Source organism: Aurantiacibacter gangjinensis (genome assembly GCF_001886695.1).
GTDB classification, from domain to species: domain Bacteria; phylum Pseudomonadota; class Alphaproteobacteria; order Sphingomonadales; family Sphingomonadaceae; genus Alteraurantiacibacter; species Alteraurantiacibacter gangjinensis.
Map to the genome: position 1 here is coordinate 1,524,219 of NZ_CP018097.1, position 23,389 is coordinate 1,547,607.

General features: G+C 60.7%; 32 protein-coding genes and 1 pseudogene. 32 read left to right on the forward strand and 1 reads right to left on the reverse strand.

Going from position 1 to position 23,389, the window contains the following annotated elements:
* Window positions 1-44: 44 nt before the first annotated feature.
* Window positions 45-932 carry an OmpA family protein gene (locus tag BMF35_RS07425; protein WP_047005399.1) on the forward strand — a complete coding sequence of 296 codons (888 nt, stop codon included), beginning with the start codon at window positions 45-47 and terminating at the stop codon, window positions 930-932.
* Window positions 933-1,244: 312 nt separating this feature from the next.
* On the opposite strand, the gene BMF35_RS07430 is transcribed toward BMF35_RS07425, so the two are convergent.
* Window positions 1,245-1,907: a hypothetical protein gene (locus BMF35_RS07430; protein WP_047005400.1), complete on the reverse strand. Its 663-nt coding sequence runs from the start codon at window positions 1,905-1,907 to the stop codon at window positions 1,245-1,247.
* A gap of 223 nt (window positions 1,908-2,130) precedes the next feature.
* Between BMF35_RS07430 and BMF35_RS07435 the strand changes: the two genes are divergently transcribed.
* The 31 genes and pseudogenes from BMF35_RS07435 to rpsK all read left to right on the forward strand — a co-directional run bounded on the left by BMF35_RS07435 (window position 2,131) and on the right by rpsK (window position 23,387).
* Window positions 2,131-3,786 carry an RNA-directed DNA polymerase gene (locus BMF35_RS07435; RefSeq protein ID WP_047005401.1) on the forward strand — a complete coding sequence of 552 codons (1,656 nt, stop codon included), beginning with the start codon at window positions 2,131-2,133 and terminating at the stop codon, window positions 3,784-3,786.
* Between the two features lie 498 nt (window positions 3,787-4,284).
* Entirely contained in the window at window positions 4,285-4,656 is a 372-nt protein-coding gene (gene rpsL / locus BMF35_RS07440) for a 30S ribosomal protein S12 (protein ID WP_047005402.1), read from the forward strand.
* A 178-nt stretch (window positions 4,657-4,834) separates the two neighbouring features.
* The gene (gene rpsG / locus BMF35_RS07445) at window positions 4,835-5,305 is read left to right on the forward strand and encodes a 30S ribosomal protein S7 (protein WP_047005403.1); all 471 of its coding nucleotides are present in this window, start codon (window positions 4,835-4,837) and stop codon (window positions 5,303-5,305) included.
* Window positions 5,306-5,511: 206 nt separating this feature from the next.
* Window positions 5,512-7,647: an elongation factor G gene (fusA, locus tag BMF35_RS07450; protein ID WP_047005404.1), complete on the forward strand. Its 2,136-nt coding sequence runs from the start codon at window positions 5,512-5,514 to the stop codon at window positions 7,645-7,647.
* A 94-nt stretch (window positions 7,648-7,741) separates the two neighbouring features.
* Complete coding sequence (gene tuf / locus BMF35_RS07455; RefSeq protein ID WP_047005405.1) at window positions 7,742-8,917, forward strand: elongation factor Tu; 1,176 nt, start codon at window positions 7,742-7,744, stop codon at window positions 8,915-8,917.
* Between the two features lie 338 nt (window positions 8,918-9,255).
* Complete coding sequence (gene rpsJ, locus BMF35_RS07460; RefSeq protein ID WP_010234663.1) at window positions 9,256-9,567, forward strand: 30S ribosomal protein S10; 312 nt, start codon at window positions 9,256-9,258, stop codon at window positions 9,565-9,567.
* 299 nt (window positions 9,568-9,866) lie between these two features.
* Window positions 9,867-10,727 (forward strand): 50S ribosomal protein L3, encoded by an 861-nt coding sequence (gene rplC, locus BMF35_RS07465; RefSeq protein WP_047005406.1) that lies wholly within the window; start codon window positions 9,867-9,869, stop codon window positions 10,725-10,727.
* Between the two features lie 4 nt (window positions 10,728-10,731).
* Window positions 10,732-11,367, forward strand: coding sequence for a 50S ribosomal protein L4 (gene rplD, locus BMF35_RS07470; RefSeq protein ID WP_047005407.1), 636 nt, complete (start codon window positions 10,732-10,734; stop codon window positions 11,365-11,367).
* Window positions 11,360-11,674 carry a 50S ribosomal protein L23 gene (locus BMF35_RS07475; RefSeq protein WP_047005408.1) on the forward strand — a complete coding sequence of 105 codons (315 nt, stop codon included), beginning with the start codon at window positions 11,360-11,362 and terminating at the stop codon, window positions 11,672-11,674. Before rplD ends, BMF35_RS07475 begins: the two co-directional genes overlap by 8 nt.
* 4 nt (window positions 11,675-11,678) lie before the next feature.
* Window positions 11,679-12,515 carry a 50S ribosomal protein L2 gene (gene rplB, locus BMF35_RS07480; RefSeq protein ID WP_047005409.1) on the forward strand — a complete coding sequence of 279 codons (837 nt, stop codon included), beginning with the start codon at window positions 11,679-11,681 and terminating at the stop codon, window positions 12,513-12,515.
* Window positions 12,516-12,520: 5 nt separating this feature from the next.
* Window positions 12,521-12,796: a 30S ribosomal protein S19 gene (gene rpsS, locus BMF35_RS07485; RefSeq protein ID WP_047005410.1), complete on the forward strand. Its 276-nt coding sequence runs from the start codon at window positions 12,521-12,523 to the stop codon at window positions 12,794-12,796.
* Window positions 12,796-13,173, forward strand: coding sequence for a 50S ribosomal protein L22 (gene rplV, locus BMF35_RS07490; protein WP_047005411.1), 378 nt, complete (start codon window positions 12,796-12,798; stop codon window positions 13,171-13,173). Before rpsS ends, rplV begins: the two co-directional genes overlap by 1 nt.
* A gap of 1 nt (window position 13,174) precedes the next feature.
* Window positions 13,175-13,870 (forward strand): 30S ribosomal protein S3, encoded by a 696-nt coding sequence (gene rpsC, locus BMF35_RS07495; protein WP_047005412.1) that lies wholly within the window; start codon window positions 13,175-13,177, stop codon window positions 13,868-13,870.
* Window positions 13,871-13,891: 21 nt separating this feature from the next.
* Window positions 13,892-14,329: a 50S ribosomal protein L16 gene (gene rplP / locus BMF35_RS07500; RefSeq protein ID WP_047005413.1), complete on the forward strand. Its 438-nt coding sequence runs from the start codon at window positions 13,892-13,894 to the stop codon at window positions 14,327-14,329.
* On the forward strand, window positions 14,329-14,544 hold the full coding sequence (rpmC, locus tag BMF35_RS07505) for a 50S ribosomal protein L29 (protein ID WP_047005414.1): 216 nt from the start codon (window positions 14,329-14,331) through the stop codon (window positions 14,542-14,544). Before rplP ends, rpmC begins: the two co-directional genes overlap by 1 nt.
* 10 nt (window positions 14,545-14,554) lie before the next feature.
* Window positions 14,555-14,836: pseudogene (rpsQ, locus tag BMF35_RS13870) on the forward strand (30S ribosomal protein S17); the annotation flags it as partial.
* A 187-nt stretch (window positions 14,837-15,023) separates the two neighbouring features.
* Window positions 15,024-15,392 carry a 50S ribosomal protein L14 gene (rplN, locus tag BMF35_RS07515; protein ID WP_047005416.1) on the forward strand — a complete coding sequence of 123 codons (369 nt, stop codon included), beginning with the start codon at window positions 15,024-15,026 and terminating at the stop codon, window positions 15,390-15,392.
* Window positions 15,392-15,712, forward strand: a complete 321-nt coding sequence (gene rplX / locus BMF35_RS07520; RefSeq protein ID WP_047005417.1) for a 50S ribosomal protein L24 — start codon at window positions 15,392-15,394, stop codon at window positions 15,710-15,712. The genes rplN and rplX overlap by 1 nt, the downstream gene beginning before the upstream one ends.
* On the forward strand, window positions 15,705-16,286 hold the full coding sequence (gene rplE, locus BMF35_RS07525; RefSeq protein ID WP_047005418.1) for a 50S ribosomal protein L5: 582 nt from the start codon (window positions 15,705-15,707) through the stop codon (window positions 16,284-16,286). Before rplX ends, rplE begins: the two co-directional genes overlap by 8 nt.
* Window positions 16,287-16,311: 25 nt before the next feature.
* Window positions 16,312-16,617, forward strand: a complete 306-nt coding sequence (gene rpsN / locus BMF35_RS07530) for a 30S ribosomal protein S14 (RefSeq protein WP_047005419.1) — start codon at window positions 16,312-16,314, stop codon at window positions 16,615-16,617.
* 11 nt (window positions 16,618-16,628) lie between these two features.
* Window positions 16,629-17,024 carry a 30S ribosomal protein S8 gene (gene rpsH, locus BMF35_RS07535; RefSeq protein ID WP_047005420.1) on the forward strand — a complete coding sequence of 132 codons (396 nt, stop codon included), beginning with the start codon at window positions 16,629-16,631 and terminating at the stop codon, window positions 17,022-17,024.
* Window positions 17,024-17,557, forward strand: a complete 534-nt coding sequence (rplF, locus tag BMF35_RS07540; RefSeq protein WP_047005421.1) for a 50S ribosomal protein L6 — start codon at window positions 17,024-17,026, stop codon at window positions 17,555-17,557. The genes rpsH and rplF overlap by 1 nt, the downstream gene beginning before the upstream one ends.
* A gap of 1 nt (window position 17,558) precedes the next feature.
* The gene (rplR, locus tag BMF35_RS07545) at window positions 17,559-17,903 is read left to right on the forward strand and encodes a 50S ribosomal protein L18 (protein WP_047005422.1); all 345 of its coding nucleotides are present in this window, start codon (window positions 17,559-17,561) and stop codon (window positions 17,901-17,903) included.
* A gap of 1 nt (window position 17,904) precedes the next feature.
* Window positions 17,905-18,702, forward strand: coding sequence for a 30S ribosomal protein S5 (gene rpsE, locus BMF35_RS07550; protein WP_047005423.1), 798 nt, complete (start codon window positions 17,905-17,907; stop codon window positions 18,700-18,702).
* A gap of 5 nt (window positions 18,703-18,707) precedes the next feature.
* Entirely contained in the window at window positions 18,708-18,896 is a 189-nt protein-coding gene (gene rpmD, locus BMF35_RS07555; RefSeq protein ID WP_047005424.1) for a 50S ribosomal protein L30, read from the forward strand.
* A 96-nt stretch (window positions 18,897-18,992) separates the two neighbouring features.
* The gene (gene rplO / locus BMF35_RS07560) at window positions 18,993-19,517 is read left to right on the forward strand and encodes a 50S ribosomal protein L15 (protein ID WP_047005425.1); all 525 of its coding nucleotides are present in this window, start codon (window positions 18,993-18,995) and stop codon (window positions 19,515-19,517) included.
* A gap of 104 nt (window positions 19,518-19,621) precedes the next feature.
* Window positions 19,622-20,992: a preprotein translocase subunit SecY gene (gene secY, locus BMF35_RS07565; RefSeq protein WP_047005426.1), complete on the forward strand. Its 1,371-nt coding sequence runs from the start codon at window positions 19,622-19,624 to the stop codon at window positions 20,990-20,992.
* 42 nt (window positions 20,993-21,034) lie between these two features.
* Window positions 21,035-21,685, forward strand: coding sequence for an adenylate kinase (locus BMF35_RS07570; protein ID WP_047005427.1), 651 nt, complete (start codon window positions 21,035-21,037; stop codon window positions 21,683-21,685).
* Between the two features lie 37 nt (window positions 21,686-21,722).
* Window positions 21,723-22,280 carry an SRPBCC family protein gene (locus BMF35_RS07575; RefSeq protein WP_047005428.1) on the forward strand — a complete coding sequence of 186 codons (558 nt, stop codon included), beginning with the start codon at window positions 21,723-21,725 and terminating at the stop codon, window positions 22,278-22,280.
* 290 nt (window positions 22,281-22,570) lie between these two features.
* Window positions 22,571-22,939, forward strand: coding sequence for a 30S ribosomal protein S13 (gene rpsM, locus BMF35_RS07580; RefSeq protein WP_047005429.1), 369 nt, complete (start codon window positions 22,571-22,573; stop codon window positions 22,937-22,939).
* 58 nt (window positions 22,940-22,997) lie between these two features.
* Window positions 22,998-23,387: a 30S ribosomal protein S11 gene (gene rpsK, locus BMF35_RS07585; protein WP_047005430.1), complete on the forward strand. Its 390-nt coding sequence runs from the start codon at window positions 22,998-23,000 to the stop codon at window positions 23,385-23,387.
* Window positions 23,388-23,389: the final 2 nt, after the last annotated feature.

Consider the following 23,389-nt stretch of genomic DNA (forward strand, 5'->3'; position numbering starts at 1 on the left):
CGGGTGTCACCCGTGCAGATGCTGTCCACTCGAAGGAGACCTCTATGAAAACCCTCGCATACAAGTCCGCGCCGCTCGCGCTGCTGGCCGCCATGGCTCTGCCGGCCACTGCCGTCGCCGCGCAGGAACTGCCGCAAACCGACGTTGCCGCGGATGGCGACATCAATGTCTATGGCCAGCTGCCCGCCGATCTCGACGCGCTGCCCGACGGGCCGGAGCTGGAAGGCTTCATCTCCGCGCGCAGCGGCAACAATGTGCAGGTGACCACCGAAAGCGGCGAGCAGCTGTTCCTCGTCGCCCCCACCACCGATATCCGCGCGCGCGGCGGCTTCCTCGGCCTCGGCCGTACCACGCTGACGGCGTCCGCGCTGATGAACGGCCTGCCGGTCAGCGTCGAGACGGTGCAGTGGGCAGGCGGCCTCATCGCCAGCCAGGTGCGCTTTTCCGATAACGACCTCGAAACCGCCCAGATGATCGCCACCGGCACCAACCAGCGCTTCGTGGCCAACGAGGAAGCGACCGAGGCCCTGCGCGGCCGCGTCGCCAATATCGACAATTACAATGTGATGGAGGCCACCAACGTCTATTTCGACACCGGCCGCCACAACCTCTCGCCGCAAGCCGAGCGCAACCTTTGCAACGCCGCCGCACAGGCCGAAGCGACTGACAACGCGCTGATCCTGGTGGTGGGCTATACCGACGATGTGGGCGATTACGACTACAACCAGGAACTGTCCGAACGCCGCGCCACCCGGGTGGTCAACTACCTGCAGCAGCAGTGCGGGTGGGAGCCATGGCGCATGATGACGCCCACCGGCATGGCCGAGGCCGATCCGGCAGCGGACAATTCCACCGAAGCGGGCCGCGCGCAGAACCGCCGCGTCTCGGTCAACATCCTCGTCAGCAAGGCTGTCGAAGGCATGGGTGGGTGAGGTTTTGTGGGGAGCCTGCATCCGCAGGCTCCTCCTCCCTGCTATTCCCTCCGCTGCGCTGCGGGGCAGGTCCGGTCGGGCGGTCGCCCTCTGTCGACCTGCGGTCGAATTGCAGTGATGCTATTACGAGGGCGGGAGGCACGAGCTTCCCGCCCTTTCGCTTGTCCGAAGCGAAGCTTCGCATAGGCCGAACGGCCGCCCGCAGTCCTGTCCTGAGCTTGTCGAAGGGGGCCGCGCAGCGGAGCGGAGCGAATAGCCACGAGGACCGGGCCGCGGATGCGGTCCGGAACACAAAAGACAGCCCCGCCCTTTTTATTCGTCCCGCGGTTCCTCGGGCGCGGTATCGCCGGAGAGCAGGCGCGACGCCGCCTCGCGCCTTTCGCGCATCCGGTCGAGCTTTGCGTTGAGGCTGGCGAGCACTTGCGGCCGCCGCGCGCGGGCCTCTTCGCGGATCTGCTCCCGTACCTCCCCGGCGATCTTCTCGTAAAGCGGATGGCCCGGCACGACATGGGCGAGCGCGCCGGTATTGCCATACCGCTCCTTGCGGCGGTTCTTGAGGAAGAACATCACCAGCGCCTCGTTATGGCGGATCTCGGTGCCGACGACCTTTCCGGCAGAGACGACCATCCGCTCCTCCCCCTGGATCGCGCGGGCGAGCGCGCCGTCCTCCAGCCGCGAGACGCCTGCATCCACCGCCCGGTCCCACGCCTGTGCAAACCCTTGCGCGCCTGCACGCTTGCGCAGCTTGTACAGCGCCTCCAGCGAGGCCCCGATATGCTTCGCCGCCTGCGTGACGATGCCGGTCGCCGCCAGATGCGCGATGAACTTGCGCTGGCGATCGGGCGTGATGGAGTTGCGGCGCGGCGCGGTGTGGGGGACGGGCTCGAAATCGAGCAGCGGATCGTCGTCGTCGAGCGGCTGCGCGGCGGGCAAGGCGGTGCGAGAGGTGGCCTGGCGGGCAAGTTTGCGAGTCATGCCCGGCGGTGGAGCAGGGCGGTGGGGGTGTAGGAAAGGGGAATCTATCTGGCAGAGTACTTTTACTGATGTTCAAAAAATACTGCATGTCTGCCGACGATTTAGATAAGTGGGATTTTCGACATGTGCGAAAAGTTCATGCGAAGAACCAGTAGAAATCATTTGTAGATTTCAATATTCTATGCTGCGTTGAATACGAGTTTCCGTGGGGGTTTGCTAATTTATGACAGATAGCACGAAGCGCTTGAAAGCCCTGCTTTCGCGCGGATTCTTTCCGAACGAGTTGCCCCCTCCTTTCCATACAAACAGCTTCGCCAGCAGCGCCGTCAAACGACAAGAGGAGTGGCAGAAGAGAAAAGTCCACCAATTCACCTCCTTCCCGGAGGCATACAGCATTCCTCGTCATTCTGATATCCGGCGGAAACTGTCAGTCGTAAACCCTATCAACCAATATAGGGTCGCCAAATTGATTGCCGACAATTGGAGCCAAATAAAAGAGAAGATCAACGATTCTCAAATATCTGAATTTGATCCAGTGATAAGGACGAAAAAAGATCTAAGGCCCGTCAGACCAGTCAACTTTGATAGAGTAGGCCGTGAAAAAATCCGAATAATGGCCATGTATGGGAGGTATATTAAAACCGACGTTGTTCGCTTTTATCCTTCAATCTACACCCACGCCGTGCCATGGGCTTTGCTTGGTAAAGCATATTGTAAAGACAACAAGGATTCGCAAGAGTTCAAAACGTCTTATGCAAACCTTTTAGACAAAGCGGTGCGAGACGGGCAGGATCGTCAGACGATCGGTATACCAATCGGTCCTGACACGTCACGAATATTAGCTGAGACAATCATGGTCGGCGTCGAGGCGGCTGTTAAGTCGATCATCAGCGATCTAGCGGATAGAGGCATCCGATATGTCGATGATCTGATTATCGGAATCTCCAGAGATGAAACTCCGACAAACGTTCTGTCAGCGCTTTCATCCGCTCTCTATGAGTTCGAGCTAGAGCTCAATGCTGAAAAAACGCAAACCGTGGGCATGGGGTATGATCATGGCCATGAATGGATACATGATATTCGGACTTTTGAGATTGGGCAAAACAATGCCTCAGTGAGAGACGATTTAGACTCCTTTTTTGAATCTTCCCTTCAAAAAGCCTACGACAACCGGAAGTCAAATGTTGCGCTCTACGCTGCGAAGAAGGCCTCCACTTTCAATCTGACCGATGCCGGAGAACTTCATAGAATTTATTGGATGATGTACATAGCGCGGCGTCACGCAGGGGCGCTTGCGTTCGTGGCTCAATTCCTCGTCTCTCGTAAAGAAGGGAAAAACTTTCCATCCAGCGACGTGAGAAATTTCATTCTCGAGCAAATCAAAGTCGCTGCAACATACAACCACACCCACGAGTTAGCTTGGCTTTTGTTCGCTGCTAGAGAACTTGAGATGGTGGTTCCGGCAGACACGTTGGATAGAGTTGTGAAACTCAGGAGTTCCGTAGTTGCGCTGATTATATATGATTTGTGGCATTTAGGCCGAATAAAAGGAGCAGTCGATTTCTCCTTCTGGAGAGAATTTGCTAACGCATCCGGCCTCAAATCAGAGATGTGGCTTCTATCATATGAGGCTGCAATCAAAGGGTGGTGGGACCAGCAACTGCCTACCGACTATGTTTCTGATCATCCGTTTTTCGGAGGGTTGTTTACTGATAAGGTGGAGTTCTACGACAAGGCAGCGAAAATTCGTCTCAGCACTGGCAAAAACGGAATATCTGCGGAAGGTGACTCTTCAGTCGAAGGCGAGGCTTTGATCACAAGACTGCGAGATGAGGTGAGTTTTAGGGTCCTGCCGGGGTTTGCAGATGACTATTCTTAATTCCCTTGACCTCGCCCCCAAACCCCACTAAGTGCGCCCCCATCCGAGGCCCGCTCCCGTAGCATCAGCCCCGGTCAGATAGAGCTGAACATTGCCGGTCATGTCCCGGGGCTCCCTTTCAGGCGGGCCCTTTTCTATTGGAGCTTCGGCTCGGGGCGACCGTCAGAGTAACCCGGTGCTTCCCGCGTCCGGGTGGAGCGTTTCAGGCTCGTGCGATTGGTCGCTTGTCTCTTGTCCGTTGGGTTCATCCTTCGACAGGCTCAGGACGAACGGCTGTTCGGCACGGTCCCGATACATTCCATCCGGTCAGCCATGGGCGCCATCATTGGGTGAAGGGCTATTCCCTCCACCGATTGCCCTGAGCTTGTCGAAGGGCTGCACTTCTTTTCAGACCCGTGCGCGGGGTCAAAAGAAAAAGGGCAGCCCTTCGACAGGCTCAGGGTCTTCGGAAAGTCTGGAGGTCAGTCCCAACCCGCAAACACGGTGAAGTGAGAACAAATGCCGACTATCAACCAGCTGGTGCGCAAGCCGCGCAAGCCGATCGTGAAGAAGAGCAAGTCTGCCGCCATGCAGTCGAGCCCGCAGAAGCGTGGTGTATGTACCCGCGTCTACACGACGACCCCGAAAAAGCCGAACTCGGCCCTGCGCAAGGTTGCGAAGATCCGTCTGACCAACCAGCGCGAGATCATCGCCTACATCCCGGGCGAAGGCCACAACCTGCAGGAACACTCCGTGGTGCTGATCCGCGGCGGCCGTGTGCGCGACCTTCCCGGCGTGCGCTACCACGTGCTGCGCGGCGTGCTCGACACGCAGGGCGTGAAGGACCGCAGGCAGTCCCGTTCGAAGTACGGCGCCAAGCGGCCCAAGTGATCCATCCGGGGGATGGGTCATCCTGAATAGCTCGCCACAAGCGAGCGTGGTTCAGGATCCATTTCTCCGCGTGGGCCAGAGTTTGCAGATTATTTGAAAGGGCTGCTCCAAGGTTCTCGATGGACCCTGAAACGAGTTCAGGGTGACGGGAAGGAGAAGTCCGACAGGAGACACTGAAATGAGTCGTCGTCGTCGTCCCGAGAAGCGGGTGATCCTGCCCGATCCCAAGTTTGGTGATCAGGTGCTTTCGAAGTTCATGAACAACCTGATGCTCGACGGTAAGAAGGCCGTTGCAGAAGGCATCGTTTACAGCGCGCTGGAAACGGTGGAAGCCAAGGCCAAGGCCAATCCGGTCGAGCTGTTCCACGCAGCGCTCGACAATGTGAAGCCGCAGGTCGAAGTGCGTTCGCGCCGTGTGGGTGGTGCCACCTACCAGGTGCCGGTCGAGGTTCGCCCCGAGCGTGCGCAGGCTCTCGCCATCCGCTGGCTGATCGGTGCCGCGCGCGGCCGTGCGGAAACCACCATGAGCGCGCGTCTCTCGGCAGAGCTGATGGATGCTGCCAACAACCGTGGCAACGCCGTCAAGAAGCGCGAAGACACGCACCGCATGGCGGATGCGAACCGTGCTTTCAGCCATTACCGCTGGTAAGATCGATGGGGCGGTGGGAGATGTTTCGCCGCGGCTTCCGGTCGGGCTGGCGTGGTGCCAGCCCGCAGGAGCGGGCGAAAACGGCTTCCGCCGGGATTTGGATCGGCGGCGCGATCGCTGTCGTCGCCCTGGTCTTCATCTCGTCACAATAGTCACTACATGGGGCGCGATTACACTCGCCCCGCAAGACCCTTAAGGAATTAGATATGGCCCGCGAATATCCGCTGGAGCGTTATCGCAATATCGGCATCATGGCGCACATCGATGCCGGCAAGACCACGACTACAGAGCGCATCCTCTATTACACCGGCAAATCCTACAAGATCGGCGAAGTGCACGATGGTGCCGCGACGATGGACTGGATGGAGCAGGAGCAGGAGCGCGGCATCACCATCACGTCGGCTGCGACCACGTGTTTCTGGAACCCGGAAGATCCGGACATGGATCCCATGGGCGATCCCAAGGAACTGCGCGCCAACACGCCCAAGCACCGCATCAACATCATCGACACCCCCGGCCACGTCGACTTCACCATCGAAGTCGAACGCTCGCTGCGCGTGCTCGATGGCGCGGTCGCCTGTTTCGATGGCGTCGCCGGCGTTGAGCCGCAGTCCGAAACCGTGTGGCGCCAGGCCGACAAGTACAACGTTCCCCGGATGTGCTTCATCAACAAGCTCGACCGCACCGGCGCCGATTTTAAGTACTGCGTGCAGTCGATCATCGACCGTCTCGGCGCAACGCCTGCCGTGCTGTATCTGCCGATCGGCCTTGAGTCCGACCTGACCGGTCTGGTGGACCTGGTGAACCAGCGCGCGATCACCTGGAAGAACGAGGACTTGGGCGCCGAATATACCTTCGGCCCGATCCCCGACGATATGGCCGACGAAGCCGCCGAATATCGCGAAAAGCTGATCGAGCTTGCCGTCGAGCAGGACGACGATGTGATGGAAGCGTATCTGGAAGGCGAAGAGCCCGACGCGATCACGCTGAAGAAGCTGATCCGTAAAGGTACGCTGAACCAGAGCTTCGTCCCCGTGCTCTGTGGCTCTGCGTTCAAGAACAAGGGCGTGCAGCCCTTGCTCGACGCTGTGATCGACTACATGCCTTCGCCGCTCGACGTGGATGCCATCAAGGGCGTGCTCCCGGGCGAGGAAGCCAAGGAAGCGACCCGGCCGTCTTCGGATGACGAGCCGTTTGCCGCGCTTGCCTTCAAGGTCATGAACGATCCGTTCGTGGGCTCGCTCACCTTCACGCGCATCTATTCCGGTCACCTTACCAAGGGCAGCGTCCTGAACTCGGTGAAGGAAAAGAAGGAAAAGATCGGCCGTATGTTGCTGATGCACTCCAATGATCGTGAAGACATTGAAGAAGCATTTGCTGGCGACATCGTCGCCATCGCCGGCCTGAAGGAAACCACCACGGGTGACACGCTGTGTGCCACCAGCGCTCCGATCATTCTGGAGCGTATGGAGTTCCCCGATCCGGTGATCGAACTGTCCGTCGAGCCGAAGACCAAGGCCGACCAGGAAAAGATGGGCGTCGCCCTCAACCGCCTGGCTGCCGAGGATCCGTCCTTCCGCGTGTCGACCGATCACGAGAGTGGCCAGACGATCATCAAGGGCATGGGTGAGCTTCACCTCGACATTCTCGTCGATCGCATGAAGCGCGAGTTCAAGGTGGAAGCCAATGTCGGCGCGCCGCAGGTGGCTTATCGCGAATCTCTGGGCCGCGAGGTCGAGGTCGATTACACCCACAAGAAGCAGTCGGGTGGTTCGGGCCAGTTTGGCCGCGCCAAGATGGTCATGACCCCGGGTGAACGTGGTCAGGGCATCATTTTCGAAGACGAGATCAAGGGCGGTAACATCCCGCGCGAATACATCCCGTCGGTCGAGAAGGGCGTCCGCGAGCAGGCCGAGAGCGGCTACCTCGTCGGCTTCCCGATCATCGATTTCACCATCCGCCTGATCGACGGCGCTTACCACGACGTCGACTCCAGCACGGTGGCTTTCGAAATCACCGGTCGCGGCGCCATGCGCGAAGCGGCAGATCGTGCCGGCATCAAGTTGCTGGAACCCGTGATGAAGGTGGAAGTCGTGACGCCCGAGGAATTCATGGGCGACGTTATCGGCGACCTGAACTCCCGCCGCGGCCAGATCCAGGGCACGGACAGTCGCGGCAACGCGCAGGTTGTCGATGCCCACGTGCCGCTCGCCAACATGTTCGGATACGTCAACGAACTGCGCTCGTTTACCCAGGGCCGCGCCCAGTACACGATGCAGTTCAGCCACTATGACGAAGTTCCGGCCAGCGTGGCGGCAGAGGTCAAGGAGAAGCTTGCCTAAGGCGAGCGATACAGCTAGGGGCGGCGCCTGATTCAACGGGTGCCGCTTCCATCCCCGTGAAAATCAATTCAGACTAACAGAGGTTATTGAGAAAATGGCGAAGGAAAAATTCGAGCGGAACAAGCCGCACTGCAACATCGGCACCATCGGTCACGTCGACCACGGCAAAACCACGCTGACTGCAGCCATCACCAAGGTGATGGGCTCGGCCGTTGATTTCGCAAACATCGACAAGGCTCCCGAAGAGCGCGAGCGTGGCATCACCATCTCGACCGCTCACGTGGAATACGAAACCGACGCGCGCCACTATGCACACGTCGATTGCCCGGGCCACGCCGACTACGTGAAGAACATGATCACCGGTGCCGCTCAGATGGACGGCGCTATCCTGGTCGTGAACGCCGCTGACGGCCCGATGCCGCAGACGCGCGAGCACATCCTGCTGGCCCGTCAGGTCGGTGTGCCGGCTCTGGTCGTGTACATGAACAAGGTCGATCAGGTCGACGACGAGGAAATCCTCGAGCTGGTCGAACTGGAAGTGCGCGAGCTGCTGTCCAGCTACGATTTCGACGGCGACAACATTCCGATCATCAAGGGTTCGGCTCTGGCCGCTCTTGAAGATCGTGATCCGGAAATCGGCGAAAACTCCATCAAGGAACTGATGGCTGCCGTCGACGAGCACATCCCGCAGCCCGACCGTCCGGTGGACCAGGCATTCCTGATGCCGATCGAAGACGTGTTCTCGATCTCGGGTCGTGGTACGGTTGTGACCGGCCGTGTCGAAACCGGTGTCGTGAACGTTGGCGACGAAGTCGAAATCGTCGGCATCAAGGACACCACCAAGACGACCGTGACCGGCGTGGAAATGTTCCGCAAGCTGCTCGACTCCGGTCAGGCTGGCGACAACATCGGTGCCCTGATCCGCGGTGTGGGCCGTGACGATGTGGAGCGTGGCCAGGTTCTGGCCAAGCCCGGCACCGTGAACCCGCACACCGAGTTCAGCGCCGAAGTCTACGTCCTGTCCAAGGACGAAGGTGGCCGTCACACGCCGTTCTTCGCCAACTACCGTCCGCAGTTCTACTTCCGCACGACCGACGTGACCGGTGAAGTGATCCTGCCCGAAGGCACGGAAATGGTTATGCCTGGCGACAACGTGACCATCGGCGTCAAGCTGATCGCCCCGATCGCCATGGACGAAGGCCTGCGCTTCGCCATCCGCGAAGGTGGCCGTACGGTCGGCTCGGGCGTGGTCTCCAAGATCACCAAGTAACCCCCAAAGGGTTCCGTGGTCGCCACACGGCGTTTACGGATAAAAGTGGCCCGGCTCTCATCGTGAGAGTCGGGCCCTTTTTATGAGAGCTGCATTCCGCGGATCACGCTTCGTCGCGGGCAGGGAACGCAGCATTCGGAAATGGCGCAATTCGGGGGTTGCCAGATAGGCCTGTCACCCGTATACGCGCGCCGAACCGAACGGGATTCGTCTCGCTCGACATCGAATTTTAGAGAAGGCCGCCCGTTCCGGGTTACCGGGCAAAAGCGGGGCGGGCCTTTTTGTTTTTTGGCGTGTTGGAAACGGCGCGCTTGGCTCTTTCGCATCGGTAGTGGAACATGGACGCACAGAATATTCGTATTCGCCTGAAGGCTTTTGATCACCGCGTGCTCGATCAGGCAACGGGTGAAATCGCAGACACGGCTCGCCGTACCGGCGCGCTTATTCGTGGTCCCATTCCGCTTCCGACGCGCATCGAGAAGTTCACGGTGAACCGCGGACCGCACATCGACAAGAAGTCGCGTGAGCAGTTCGAGGTTCGCACCTATAAGCGCCTGCTGGACATCGTTCAGCCCAATGCGCAGACGGTCGACGCTCTGATGAAGCTGGACCTTGCTGCTGGCGTGAACGTCGAGATCAAGCTCGCTTAAGCGAGCTTGCTGTTAGCCCCGGACTTGATCCGGGGTGGTCGAGAGAACTTTCGACCGGTCCTTCTGGTAGGACGGTAAACGACCAGAGAATTACGGGGCTCCATATGGCCCCGCCGGATCGCAAGATACGGCAAGACATAGGGATACCGCCGGAGCTTCTCCGGGCCGCGTCCCCCGTCTCGCTCAAACGGCCAAGTGGCTGCGCGAGCAATCAGCCCGGACGGGGCGACGTTTCGAAATCGACGGGCTGGCAAGCATCTGGGGATGGTCCCCTTGTGCCTCTGTAAGGAGTTTAGGTCATGCGCAGTGGCGTGATCGCGAAGAAAGTCGGGATGACCCGCCTGTTTCAGGAGGATGGACGTCACGTTCCCGTGACCGTCCTTTCGCTGGAAGGGTGCCAGGTCACCGGAAACCGTACAGCCGATCGCGACGGCTATTTCTCGGTCCAGCTCGGTGCTGGCGAAGCCAAGCAGAAGAACGTTGCCAAGCCGCAGCGTGAAGCTTTTGCAAAGGCTGAAGTCGGCCTGAAGAAGAAGGTCGCGGAATTCCGCGTCGATGGCGAAGATGGCCTGCTGCCCGTTGGCGCAACCATCACGGCCGACCACTTCATCGCCGGCCAGAAGGTCGACATCACGGGTCACACCGTGGGTAAAGGCTTCGCAGGCGCCATGAAGCGCTGGGGCTTCGGCGGTCTTCGCGCGACGCACGGCGTTTCCATCTCGCACCGTTCGCATGGTTCGACGGGTAACCGCCAGGATCCGGGCAAGGTCTTCAAGAACAAGAAGATGGCCGGCCACATGGGTGATCGCCAGCGCACGCAGCAGAACCTCGAAGTGGTTCGCACCGATGCGGAGCGCGGCCTGATCTTCGTGCGCGGCAGTGTGCCGGGTGCCAAGAATGGCTGGCTGCTGGTGAAGGATGCGGTCAAGGTTCCGCTTCCCGAAGGCGTGCCGTTCCCCGGCGCCATGCGTCGCAACGCCGATGAAACCGCAACCGAAGATGCCACCCCCGGCATGATCGAAGCGGATGCAGCTGTCGAAACGAACCCCGAAGTCGACGTCGCTACGCAGGAAAAGCTTGCGCAGCAGCAGGACGCCGGTGCTGGCACGGAAAGCGGTACGCCGCCTGCCGAAGCCAATGACAAGAACAAGGAAGGCTGAAGCCATGAAGGTGAAGGTCCAGAAAATCGACGGCACGAAGGTGTCTGGGGCCGCGGGCGACGTCACGCTGGATGACGCTGTCTTCGGTGTCGAGCCGCGCGCAGACATCCTGCACCGCGTGGTCACGTGGCAGCTGGAAAACCGCCGCGCCACCGCCCGTCCGACGCGCGAACGTTCCGACGTGAACCGCACGGGCAAGAAGTGGGGCCGCCAGAAGGGTTCGGGCAATGCACGCCACGGCGATCGCGGTGCCCCTATCTTCATCGGCGGCGGTAAGGCCCACGGTGCCCGCAAGCGTGATTTCGAGCAGTCGCTCAACAAGAAAGTGCGCGCTCTCGGCCTGAAGATGGCCCTGTCGAGCAAGGCGAAAGACGGCCTCGTTGTCGTCGACAGCCTCGAGCTCAAGGATGCCAAGACGAAGGCGCTGAAAGGCCACTTCGACAAGAATGGCTGGAACGGCAAGGTGCTGGTGATCGGCGGCGAGAATGTCGACGATGGTTTCGCCAAGGCCGCTCGCAACATTCCGGGTGTGGACGTGCTGCCGGCTGTCGGCGCCAATGTCTACGACATCCTCAACCACGACACGCTGGTCCTCACCAAGGACGCTGTCGAAAAGCTGGAGGCGCGCTTCAATGGCTAAGAAAGAAGCAGTTGATGCACGTCACTACGACGTGATCCTTGCGCCGCACATCACCGAGAAGGCGACGTTGCTCTCCGAGAACAACGCTGTGGTCTTCAAGGTGGCGGGCGACGCAACCAAGCCGCAGATCAAGGAAGCGATCGAGGCGCTGTTCGACCGCAAGGTGAAGAGCGTCAACACCATCGTGTCCAAGGGCAAGACGAAGCGCTGGAAGGGCAAGCCCTACAAGCGCAACGACATCAAGAAGGCGATCGTGACCCTCGCAGAGGGCCAGGATCCGATCGACATCACCGAAGGCGTGGGCTGATCCGATGGCATTGAAAACATACAACCCGACAAGCCCGGCTCGCCGTGGTCTCGTCCTGGTCGACAAGACCGGCCTCCACAAGGGTGGCCCGGTCAAGTCGCTGTCCAAGGGCATGACCAAGACCGGCGGCCGCAACAATAAGGGCCATGTCACCTCGCGCGGCAAGGGCGGCGGTAACAAGCAGAAGTACCGCTTCATCGACTTCAAGCGTCGCAAGTGGGACATGGAAGCGACCGTGGAGCGGATCGAATACGATCCCAACCGCACCGCTTTCATCGCGCTGATCAAGTATGAGGACGGCGAGCTGTCCTACATCATCGCGCCCAACCGTCTCGCACCCGGCGACAAGGTCGTGGCCGGCGAGAAGGTCGACACGAAGCCGGGCAACGCCATGCTTCTGGGTCAGATGCCGGTCGGCACCATCTGCCACAATGTGGAGATGAAGCCGGGCAAGGGCGGCCAGATCGCCCGTTCGGCAGGCACCTATGTGCAGCTGGTCGGTCGTGACCGCGGCATGGTGATCGTGCGCCTGAACAGCGGCGAACAGCGTTACCTGCGCGCCGATTGCATGGGTACGGTTGGTGCGGTGTCGAACCCCGACAACCAGAACCAGAGCCTGGGCAAGGCCGGTCGTCGCCGTCACATGGGCATCAAGCCGCTGACGCGCGGTGTCGCCAAGAACCCGGTCGACCACCCGCACGGTGGTGGTGAGGGCCGCACCAGCGGTGGCCGTCATCCGGTGACTCCGTGGGGCAAGCCGACCAAGGGCGCCCGCACCCGCAAGAACAAGCAGACGGACAAGATGATCATCCGTTCGCGTCACGCGAAGAAGAAGAGGTAAGGCACATGGCACGTTCGGTCTGGAAAGGTCCGTTTGTCGACCTGCACCTTCTGAAGAAGGCGCAGGAAGCGCAGGAAGCAAGCAACACCAAGCCGATCAAGACCTGGTCGCGCCGTTCTACGATCCTGCCCGATTTCGTCGGCCTGACCTTCAACGTCTATAACGGGCAGAAATTCGTGCCCGTCTCGGTCAACGAGGAAATGGTCGGCCACAAGCTCGGTGAATTTGCGCCCACGCGCAGCTTCCCCGGCCACGCTGCCGACAAGAAGGGTAAGCGATAATGAGCAAGGCAAAAGCTCCCCGCCGCGTTGCGGAAAACGAGGCGCTTGCTGTCGGCACCACCATCCGTGGCTCCGCGCAGAAGCTGAACCTCGTGGCCGCTCTGATCCGCGGCAAGAAGGCGGAAGAGGCGATGAACATTCTCTCTTTCTCCAAGCGCGCCATGGCGAAGGATGCACAAAAGGTGCTCGCTTCCGCCATCGCCAATGCCGAGAACAACCACGATCTCGACGTCGACGCTCTCGTTGTCGCCGAGGCCAGCGTTGGCAAGTCGATCACCATGAAGCGGTTCGCAACGCGCGGCCGTGGCAAGTCCACGCGTATCCTCAAGCCGTTCAGCCGGCTGCGGATCGTCGTTCGCGAAGCAGAAGAGGCGTAAGATGGGCCATAAGAGCAATCCGATCGGTCTGCGCCTGCAGATCAACCGCACCTGGGACAGCCGGTGGTACGCCGAAGGCGGCGAATATGCCAAGCTGCTCAAGGAAGATATCGAGATCCGCAAATACATCATCGACACGCTGCCCCAGGCCGCGATTTCGAAGGTGGTGATCGAGCGTCCGGCCAAGCTGTGCCGCATCTCGATCTACGCGGCTCGTCCCGGTGTCATCATCGGCAAGAAGGGCGCGGATATCGAAAAGCTGCGCACCAAGCTGAGCACGATGACCAGCAGCGAAGTGAAGCTGAACATCGTCGAGATCCGCAAGCCGGAAGTCGATGCGAAACTCGTTGCTCAGGGCATTGCCGACCAGCTCATCCGCCGCGTCGCTTTCCGTCGTGCGATGAAGCGCGCCATGCAGTCTGCCATGCGTCTGGGTGCCGAAGGCATCAAGATCATGTGTGGCGGCCGTCTGGGCGGTGCGGAGATCGCCCGTGTCGAACAGTATCGCGAAGGCCGTGTGCCGCTGCACACGCTGCGTGCAAATATCGACTACGCCGAAGCCGAAGCACTGACCGCTTATGGCATCATCGGCATCAAGGTGTGGGTCTTCAAGGGCGAGATCCTCGGCCACGATCCGACCGCGCAGGACCGCTTGATGCTGGAATCCCAGACATCCGGCGTTCGCCCGGCGCGCTGATTGCAGGACAGGTAAAAGACAATGCTGCAACCGAAGAAAACCAAGTTCCGCAAGGCGTTCAAGGGCAAGATCCATGGCAACGCCAAGGGCGGTACGGACCTGAATTTCGGGTCTTACGGCCTCAAGGCTCTCGAGCCGGAACGCGTGACCGCGCGCCAGATCGAGGCGGCACGTCGTGCGATCACGCGCCACATCAAGCGCCAGGGTCGTCTCTGGATCCGCATCTTTCCCGATGTGCCGGTTTCGAAGAAGCCTGCAGAAGTGCGTCAGGGTAAGGGCAAGGGCTCCGTCGAATTCTGGGCTGCTCGCGTGAAGCCGGGCCGTATCCTGTTCGAGCTCGACGGCGTTCCCGGTCCGCTGGCCGCCGAAGCCTTCAGCCGCGCTGCAATGAAGCTGCCGATCAAGACCAAGGTCGTGGCCCGTCTGGGTGACACCTCGCACCTGGGAGGCACCAAGTAATGGCCGATAAGAACAACATGGAAGACCTGCGCACCAAGACCGACGATCAGCTGTCGGAAGCGCTGACGATGCTCAAGAAAGAGCAGTTCAACCTTCGTTTCCAGGCCGCCACCAACCAGCTGGAAGGTGCCGCCCGCGTGAAGGAAGTCCGTCGTCAGATCGCGCGCATCAAGACGCTTCAGGGCGAACGTGCCCGCGAAGCGGCGAAAGCGTAAGGAGTAGACAATGCCGAAACGTATTCTGATCGGGACCGTCACCTCCGACAAGACCGACAAGACTGTGACCGTAAAGGTCGAACGCCGCGTGAAGCACCCGCTTTACGGCAAGATCATCAAGCGCTCGAAGAAGTATCACGCGCATGATGAAGCCAACGAATATGTCGTGGGCGACAAGGTCCGCATCGAGGAGACGAAGCCGATCTCCAAGACGAAGACCTGGACGGTGAAGGACCGTCTCGTCGCCTCGCGCGGCACCGAGGTGGAAGCCGATCTGGATGTGGCCGAAGCCATGCCCACCGGTGCCCCGGAAGAGAAGAAGGCGAAGCCCGCCAAGAAGGCCGACACCAAGGCAGACGATGCTGCCAAGGAAGAGGCAGCGGAAGAGGCGTAAGCCATTCGATCCCGTTTTCGGACGGGGAAAGACTTTAGGAACTGCCGGACTGGTTCCGGCAAGCCAATGAGAAGGAACCGGATCAATGATCCAGATGCAATCCAATCTCGAAGTCGCGGACAATAGCGGCGCGAAGCGCGTCCAGTGCATCAAGGTGCTGGGCGGGTCTAAGCGTCGTACGGCGTCCGTCGGCGACGTGATCGTGGTTTCCGTGAAGGAAGCCCAGCCGCGCGCCCGCGTGAAAAAGGGCGACGTGCACCGTGCGGTGATCGTGCGTACCAAGAAGGACGTTCGCCGTCCCGATGGCACCGTGATCCGTTTCGACAGCAATGCCGCGGTTCTGGTCAACAAGACCGAAGAGCCGATCGGCACGCGTATCTTCGGCCCCGTCGTGCGTGAACTGCGCGGCAAGGGCTTCATGAAGATCATCTCGCTCGCGCCGGAGGTGCTGTAATGGCTTCTGCTAAGATCAAGAAGGGCGACACCGTCGTGGTGCTCTCGGGCAAGGACAAGGGCCAGACCGGCACCGTCCAGCAGGTCATGCCGAAAGAAGGCAAGATCCTGGTCGAAGGCGTGAATGTGATGACCCGTCATCGCAAGCCGTCGCAGGCCAACCCGCAGGGCGGCATCGACCGCGTTCCCGCTCCGTTGCATATCGCCAAGGTTGCGATTGCCGATCCCAAGGATGGCAAGCCCACCCGCGTCCGTTTCGAGGAAAAGGACGGGAAGAAGGTGCGCGTTGCCGTCAAGTCCGGGGAGACCATCGATGGCTGATTATACCCCCCGCCTGAAGACGAAGTATAACCAAGAAATCGTCAAGGCGATGACCGAGAAGTTCGGCTACGAGAACCCGATGCAGGTTCCCAAGCTTGCCAAGATCACGCTCAACATGGGCGTGGGCGAGGCGAGCCAGGACAAGAAGAAGGTTCAGACCGCAGCCGACGAAATGCAGGCGATTGCCGGCCAGAAGCCGGTTATCACCAAGGCAAAGAAATCCATCGCCCAGTTCAAGCTGCGCGACGGTATGCCGATCGGTTGCAAGGTAAACCTGCGCCGTGACCGCATGTACGAATTTCTCGACCGCCTGGTGACGATCGCCATGCCCCGCATTCGCGACTTCCGTGGCCTGAATCCGAAGAGCTTCGATGGCAATGGCAATTACGCCATGGGCATCAAGGAGCAGATCATCTTCCCGGAGATCAGCTACGACCAGATCGAGAAGGTGCGCGGCATGGATATCATCGTCACCACCACCGCGAAGACCGACGAGGAAGCGCGCGAGCTGCTGCGTCTCTTCGGTTTCCCGTTCCCGGCTCAGCAGTCGGAAGAAGAAAAGGAAGCGGCCTGAGGCCGCGTAGGAGAGCTTAAGTCCAATGGCGAAACTGAGTTCCATAAACAAGAACGAGCGGCGCAAGCAGCTCGTCAAGAAGTACGCTGCGAAATACGCAAAGCTGAAGGCAGTTGCCGACGATGAGTCGCTCGATGAAACCGCGCGCCTCATGGCACGCCTGAAAATGGCCGAGCTGCCCCGCAATGCGAACCCCACCCGTGTGCGCAACCGCTGCACCACCACCGGCCGCCCGCGCGGCTACTATCGCAAGTTCGGGCTTAACCGCATCGAACTCCGCGATCTGGCCAATAAAGGCCTGATCCCGGGCGTGACCAAGTCGAGCTGGTGAGGAATTAGACAATGGCTATGACCGATCCCCTGGGTGATATGCTCACCCGCATCCGCAACGGCCAGCAGGCGAAGAAGGACTCCGTCCTGTCGCCCGCTTCCAAGCTGCGTGCAAACGTCCTCGAAGTGCTCCAGCGCGAAGGCTACATCCGTGGCTACAGCGAAGACTCTTCGGGCGCGCATCCGGCACTGCGGATCGAACTGAAGTATTTCGAAGGCGAACCTGCGATCAAGCATGTCGCCCGTGTCTCCAAGCCTGGCCGCCGTGTCTATTCGGGTTCCAAGGAACTCCCGATGGTGCGCAACGGCCTCGGCATCACCATCGTCTCGACGCCCAAGGGTGTGCTTTCGGATAACGAAGCCCGCACCGAAAACGTCGGCGGTGAAGTGCTCGCGGAGGTGTTCTGATGAGCCGCATTGGCAAAAAGCCGGTGGCGCTTCCCAGCGGAGTGACCGCCAAGACCGAAAACGGCACGCTGACCGTCAAGGGCCCCAAGGGTGAATTGACGATGAGCATGTTCGACCTCATCGACTACAAGATCGAAGACGGCGAAATCCAGGTCAACCCGACCAACAAGACCAAGCAGGCCCGCCAGTTCTGGGGCATGCAGCGCACGCTGGTGCAGAACCTGGTCGACGGTGTCACCGAAGGGTTCACCAAGGTGCTGGAAATCAACGGCGTGGGTTACCGTGCACAGGCGCAGGGCAAGAAGCTGAAGCTTCAGCTCGGCTTCTCGCACGACATCGATCTCGATGTGCCGGAAGGTCTCGAAGTCAAGACGCCCGACCAGACCACGGTCGAGATTTCGGGCATCGACAAGCAGAAGGTCGGGCAGTTCGCTGCCGAGGTCCGCGAATGGCGCAAGCCCGAGCCCTACAAGGGCAAGGGCGTGAAGTATCGCGGCGAGTATATCTTCCGCAAGGAAGGGAAGAAGAAGTAAGATGGCAAAGCTTTCTCTTTTCGAGCGTCGCCGCCGCCGTGTGCGCACCGCGCTGCGCAAGCGTGCCGGTGACAAGCCGCGTCTGTCGGTGCACCGCACCGGCCAGCACATTTACGCGCAGATCATCGACGACAAGGACGGACGTACCGTCGCCGCAGCCAATACGCTGGGCGGCAAGGGTTCGGGCGCCAATGTCGAGGCTGCCGCGCAGGTCGGCAAGGATATTGCCGCCGCCGCCAAGAAGGCCGGCGTGACCACTGTCGTGTTCGATCGCGGCGGGTTCCTGTTCCATGGTCGCGTGAAAGCGCTGGCCGATGCCGCCCGTGAAGGCGGGCTGGAGTTCTAAGATGGCTGACGAAACCAAGAACGAAGAAACCAAGCCGGCCGAGCAGGTCGAGCAGAACGTCGAGGGTTCCACCCCCACGCCGACCACCGCCCCTACCGAAGCGGCTGAAAACCAGTCCGCTGCGCAGGGTGCCGAAGGTCAGCCGCGTGGTCGTGGCGGCCGTGGCGGCGGACGTGGCCGTGACGACAATCGCGGCGGTGGCCGCGGTCGTGGCCGTGGCGGACGTGACGATCGTCGCGGTGGCCGTGGCGGTGACGATGATGGCGAGGAGCTGATCGAAAAGCTCGTCCACATCAACCGCGTCGCCAAGGTGGTGAAGGGCGGTAAGCGCTTCGGTTTCGCCGCGCTGGTCGTGGTGGGTGACGGCAAGGGCCGCGTGGGCTTTGGCCACGGCAAGGCCCGCGAAGTGCCCGAGGCGATCAACAAGGCAACCGCTGCCGCCAAGAAGAAGATGATCCGCGTGCCGCTGAAGGAAGGCCGCACGCTGCACCATGACGGTCGCGGTCACTTCGGCGCCGGCAAGGTGAATGTGCGTTCGGCTCCGGCTGGTACGGGCATCATCGCCGGTGGCCCGATGCGTGCCGTTTTCGAAAGCCTGGGTGTTTCCGACGTGGTGACCAAGTCGATCGGCACGTCCAACCCCTACAACATGATCCGCGCCACGTTTGACGCGCTTGTCAACCAGTCTTCGCCGAAGTCGGTTGCCCAGCGTCGCGGCAAGAAGGTTGCAGACCTTCTCGGCCGTGGTGGCGCAAGCGAAGCAGAGGCCCAGGCCGATGCTGAAGCGATTGCGGAGTAATCCAGATGGCTGACAAGAAAACCATCAAGATCAAGCAGATCGGTTCGCCGATCCGCCGTCCCGAAGGCCAGCGCAAGATCCTGATCGGTCTTGGTCTCAACAAGATGCACAAGGTCGTCGTACGTCAGGACACTCCTGAAGTGCGCGGCGCGGTCGCCAAGGTGCCGCACCTGGTGCAGATCGTCGAGGACTGATCGGGCCGCGATCGTCTCATTGACGGATGTGGCCCGCTGCGATAGCGGGCCGCTTCCATTTTATCAGCGCGAAAACAGCGAAAGCGAGTGCACACTATGAAACTTAACGAAATCAAGGACAATGAAGGCGCCCGCAAGGAGCGTATTCGTGTCGGACGTGGCATCGGCTCGGGCAAGGGCAAGACTGCCGGTCGCGGCCAGAAGGGCCAAAAGAGCCGTTCGGGCGTAGCGATCAAGGGCTTCGAAGGCGGCCAGATGCCCCTTCACATGCGTCTTCCCAAGCGCGGCTTCAACAATCCCTTCGGCAAGGACTATGCCGAAGTGAATATCGGCCAGGTGCAGAAGCTGGTCGACAACAAGAAGCTGGACGCCAAGAAGACCGTCGATCACGAGGCGCTGAAGGCTGCCGGCGTGGCACGCGGCGGCAAGGATGGCGTTCGCCTGCTTGCCAAGGGCGATCTAACCGCCAAGCTGACCTTCAACGTCGCTGGCGCCTCCAAGGGTGCGGTTGCGGCGGTCGAGAAGGCTGGCGGCAAGGTCGACATCATCGACAAGGGCAAGCCCGAGCACGAGAAGAAGGCCGAGCGTCGCGAAGCGAACAAGGCCAAAAAGGCCGGTTAAAACAAGAAAAGGGGCGCACGGGTTCGACATCGGACGCGTGCGCCCCTATCTAGCTCTCCTGAGCCGGGAGGGACCGGCGACAATACCAGGATTACACACGTATCATGGCATCGCGCGCCGACAATATCGCAAGTTCGCTGAGCTTCTCCAATTTCAGCAAGGCCACTGAACTCAAGCAGCGCATCATGTTCACCATCGGTGCGCTGATCGTCTTCCGCTTCCTCAGCTTCGTACCGCTTCCGGGTGTAAACCCGTCTGCGCTGGCCGCTCTTTATGAGAGCCAGAACCTGGGTGAAGGCATTATTGGCCTCTTCAACACATTCTCGGGCGGCAGTCTTGAGCGCATGAGCCTCATTGCGCTCGGCGTGATGCCCTATATCACGGCCTCGATCGTCATCCAGATGGCGGCAGCCCTGCATCCCAGCTTGATCGCTCTCAAGAAAGAGGGTGAGGCAGGGCGCAAGAAGCTGAACCAGTACACCCGTTACGGTACGGTATTCCTGTGCGCGATCCAAGGCTACTTCCTTGCCGTCGGCCTTGAATCCTACGCGGCCCAGAGCGCGCTGCCAGTGGTGGTTGATCCTGGCATGCTGTTCCGCGTCGTCGCCGTCATCAACCTGGTTGGCGGCACCATGTTCCTGCTGTGGCTGGGCGAGCAGATTACCTCGCGCGGTATCGGCAATGGCGTATCGCTCATCATCATGGCGGGCATCGTCGCCCAGTTCCCGACCTTCACGGCCAACCTCTTCGAAGGTGGTCGCACCGGTTCGATCAGCGGCGTGCTGATCGGCGGGGTAGTGGTGATGGTGGTGATCCTCATCCTCGTCATCTGCTTCTTCGAGCGCGCCCAGCGTCGCTTGCTGATCCAGTATCCTAAGCGCGCCATGCAGCGCGGCGGGATGCAAGCCGACCGTTCGCACTTGCCGCTGAAGCTGAACACCGCAGGCGTGATCCCGCCGATCTTCGCCAGCTCGCTATTGTTGCTGCCGCTCACCATCGTGCAGTTCGCCGGCAACTCGATCGACACCAGCACGGGTTCGGGCAGCTTTATCCAGCAGCTGAGCCAGTACCTCGCCCACGGCCAGCCGCTATATATGGCGCTGTACGGCCTGGGCATCATGTTCTTCGCCTTCTTCTACACCGCCGTGGTGTTCAATCCGGAAGATACCGCCGACAATCTGAAGAAGAATGGCGGCTTCATCCCAGGCATCCGTCCCGGCAAGCGCACGGCGGAGTATCTGGATTACGTGCTCACCCGCATCACCGTGGTCGGCGCGATCTACCTGACCGCGGTCTGTGTGATCCCGGAATACTTCATCGCGCAGGCCGGCCTGCCGATCCTGCTGGGCGGTACCAGCCTGCTGATCGTGGTGAACGTGACTGTGGATACGATCAGCCAGATCCAGTCGCATTTGCTGGCGCACCAGTATGGTGACCTCATCAAAAAGGCTAAGTTGAAGGGGCGGATGCGCTAGGCTAGCGTCCGCGCTCTTATCCAACGGGGAACGGCGACACCGATGAACATCATCCTTCTCGGCCCTCCGGGCGCAGGCAAGGGCACGCAAGCTAACCTCCTGGTGGAGCATCACGGCATGCTCCAGCTTTCCACCGGCGACATGCTGCGCGAGACGCGTAAGGCCGATACGGAGCTGGGCCGCCGGGTAGCTGCGGTGATGGATGCAGGCGAACTGGTGTCGGACGAAATCGTGTCCGCCATGATCGATGCGAAGCTTTCCGACATGGGTGACGATGTCGGTGCGATCTTCGACGGTTTTCCGCGCACCGAGGCCCAGGCTCGCGCACTGGACGACATCCTCGCCGGACATGACCGGACACTGGCCTTCGTGATCGAACTGGTGGTGGATGAAGAAGCTCTGGTCGACCGCGTTACCGGCCGCTTCACCTGCGCCAATTGCGGCGCGGGCTATCACGATCGCCACAAGCAGCCCGAGACGGAAGGCGTGTGCGACAAATGCGGCTCCACCGAATTCAAGCGCCGTGCCGACGATACCGAAGAAACGGTACGCACCCGCATGAAGGAATATCGCGCCAAGACAGCGCCGATCCTTCCCTTCTATGAAGAGCGCGGCATCGTGCACCGCGTGGATGGCATGGCTGCGATCGACGAAGTGACATCGGCGATCGAGAAGGTGTTGGCGTCGGCCTGACCCTCACGCTATCTCCTCCCGAAAGGAGGGGTGCCTGATGAAATATGCAATCGCTGCAATATCTGCCCTGGCCGCAGCGTCATCCGCGCGTGCCGAGGTGGTGGAGAGCAACGCAAGCGGCTTCGTTACGCAGGACGAGGTGGTTATCGAGGCTGCTCCCTCCGAAGTCTGGCAAGCACTCGTGGAGCCCGGGCGCTGGTGGAACGGCGCGCATAGCTGGTCGGGCGATGCGGGCAATTTTTCCGTGACTGCCGAAGCGGGCGGATGCTTTTGCGAAGCTTTGCCAGGCGGTGGATCGGTCGAGCACATGCGCGTGGTTTATGCCGCGCCGGACCGGATGCTGCGCCTCTCCGGCGCGCTCGGCCCGCTGCAAACCGAAGCGCTTGGCGGTTCGCTGACTATCGAGCTCGAGGAAACCGACGACGGGACGCGCGTTAGCTGGACCTATGTCGTGGGCGGCTATTCGCGCTTTCCGCTGGAGCAGATCGCGCCTGCCGTCGACGCCGTTCAATCCGAACAGCTTCGCCGCCTCCACGCCCTGCTGTCCACAGGCGATCCCGAGGCGCAGGTAGTGGAAAACGCGCCTGCCGGATGACGGATTTTTGACCGGCACAAACTTGCCTGTTATAGGATCGGTCAGCGGCATCAGCCGTCCGGGCAGCGATATGGTCGCTGGCCCGTAATAATGCGCGCCGGGCGGTTGACGCCGCGGCCGAATCACACTATCTGCGCCTTTCATTCGTCCACTTACGCGAAGTTTCCCGTTTGGCCTGTGCCACTCGGGCGTTTTTCGTTTTAGCGGGCGGATGTTTTTTGAGCGATGAGATGGGGACCGCTCTTCGCATTGGCGAATTGGCCAAGTCCCTGTGGAGCATGGAGAATTAAGTGGCTCGTATTGCCGGGGTAAACATCCCCACAAACAAGCGCGTGATCGTCGCGCTCACCTACATTCACGGTATCGGTCCCACCACTGCGCGCAAGATCGCCGACAAGATCGGCATCGACCACGCAACCCGCGTGCAAGACCTGACGGACGCCGAAGTCCTGCAGATCCGTGAAACGATCGATGCCGATTATACCGTGGAAGGCGATCTGCGTCGCGACACGGCGATGAACATCAAGCGTCTGATGGACCTGGCCTGCTATCGCGGCCTGCGTCACCGCAAGGGCCTGCCGGTCCGCGGCCAGCGCACCCACACCAACGCCCGCACCCGCAAGGGCAAGGCGAAGCCCATCGCCGGCAAGAAGAAGTAAGCATCGGGTTTTTCCCCGAACGCTTTTTCCTTCTGACGAGATACGAGGAATTTAGAACATGGCACGCGAACCAGGCCGGGTACGGCGCCGCGACAAGAAGAACATCTCCAGCGGCGTGGCACACGTCAATGCGAGCTTCAACAACACGATGATCACCATCACCGATGCGCAGGGCAATGCGATCAGCTGGTCCAGCGCCGGCATGATGGGCTTCAAGGGCAGCCGCAAGTCGACTCCCTATGCTGCCCAGGTCGCCGCCGACGATGCCGGCAAGAAGGCTGCCGAGCACGGCGTGCGCACGTTGGAAGTGGAAATCAAGGGTCCGGGTTCGGGCCGCGAAAGCGCCCTTCGCGCGCTGCAGGCGGTGGGTTTCACCATCACCAGCATCCGCGATGTGACGCCGATCCCGCATAACGGCGTGCGGCCGTCCAAGCGTCGCCGCGTCTGATC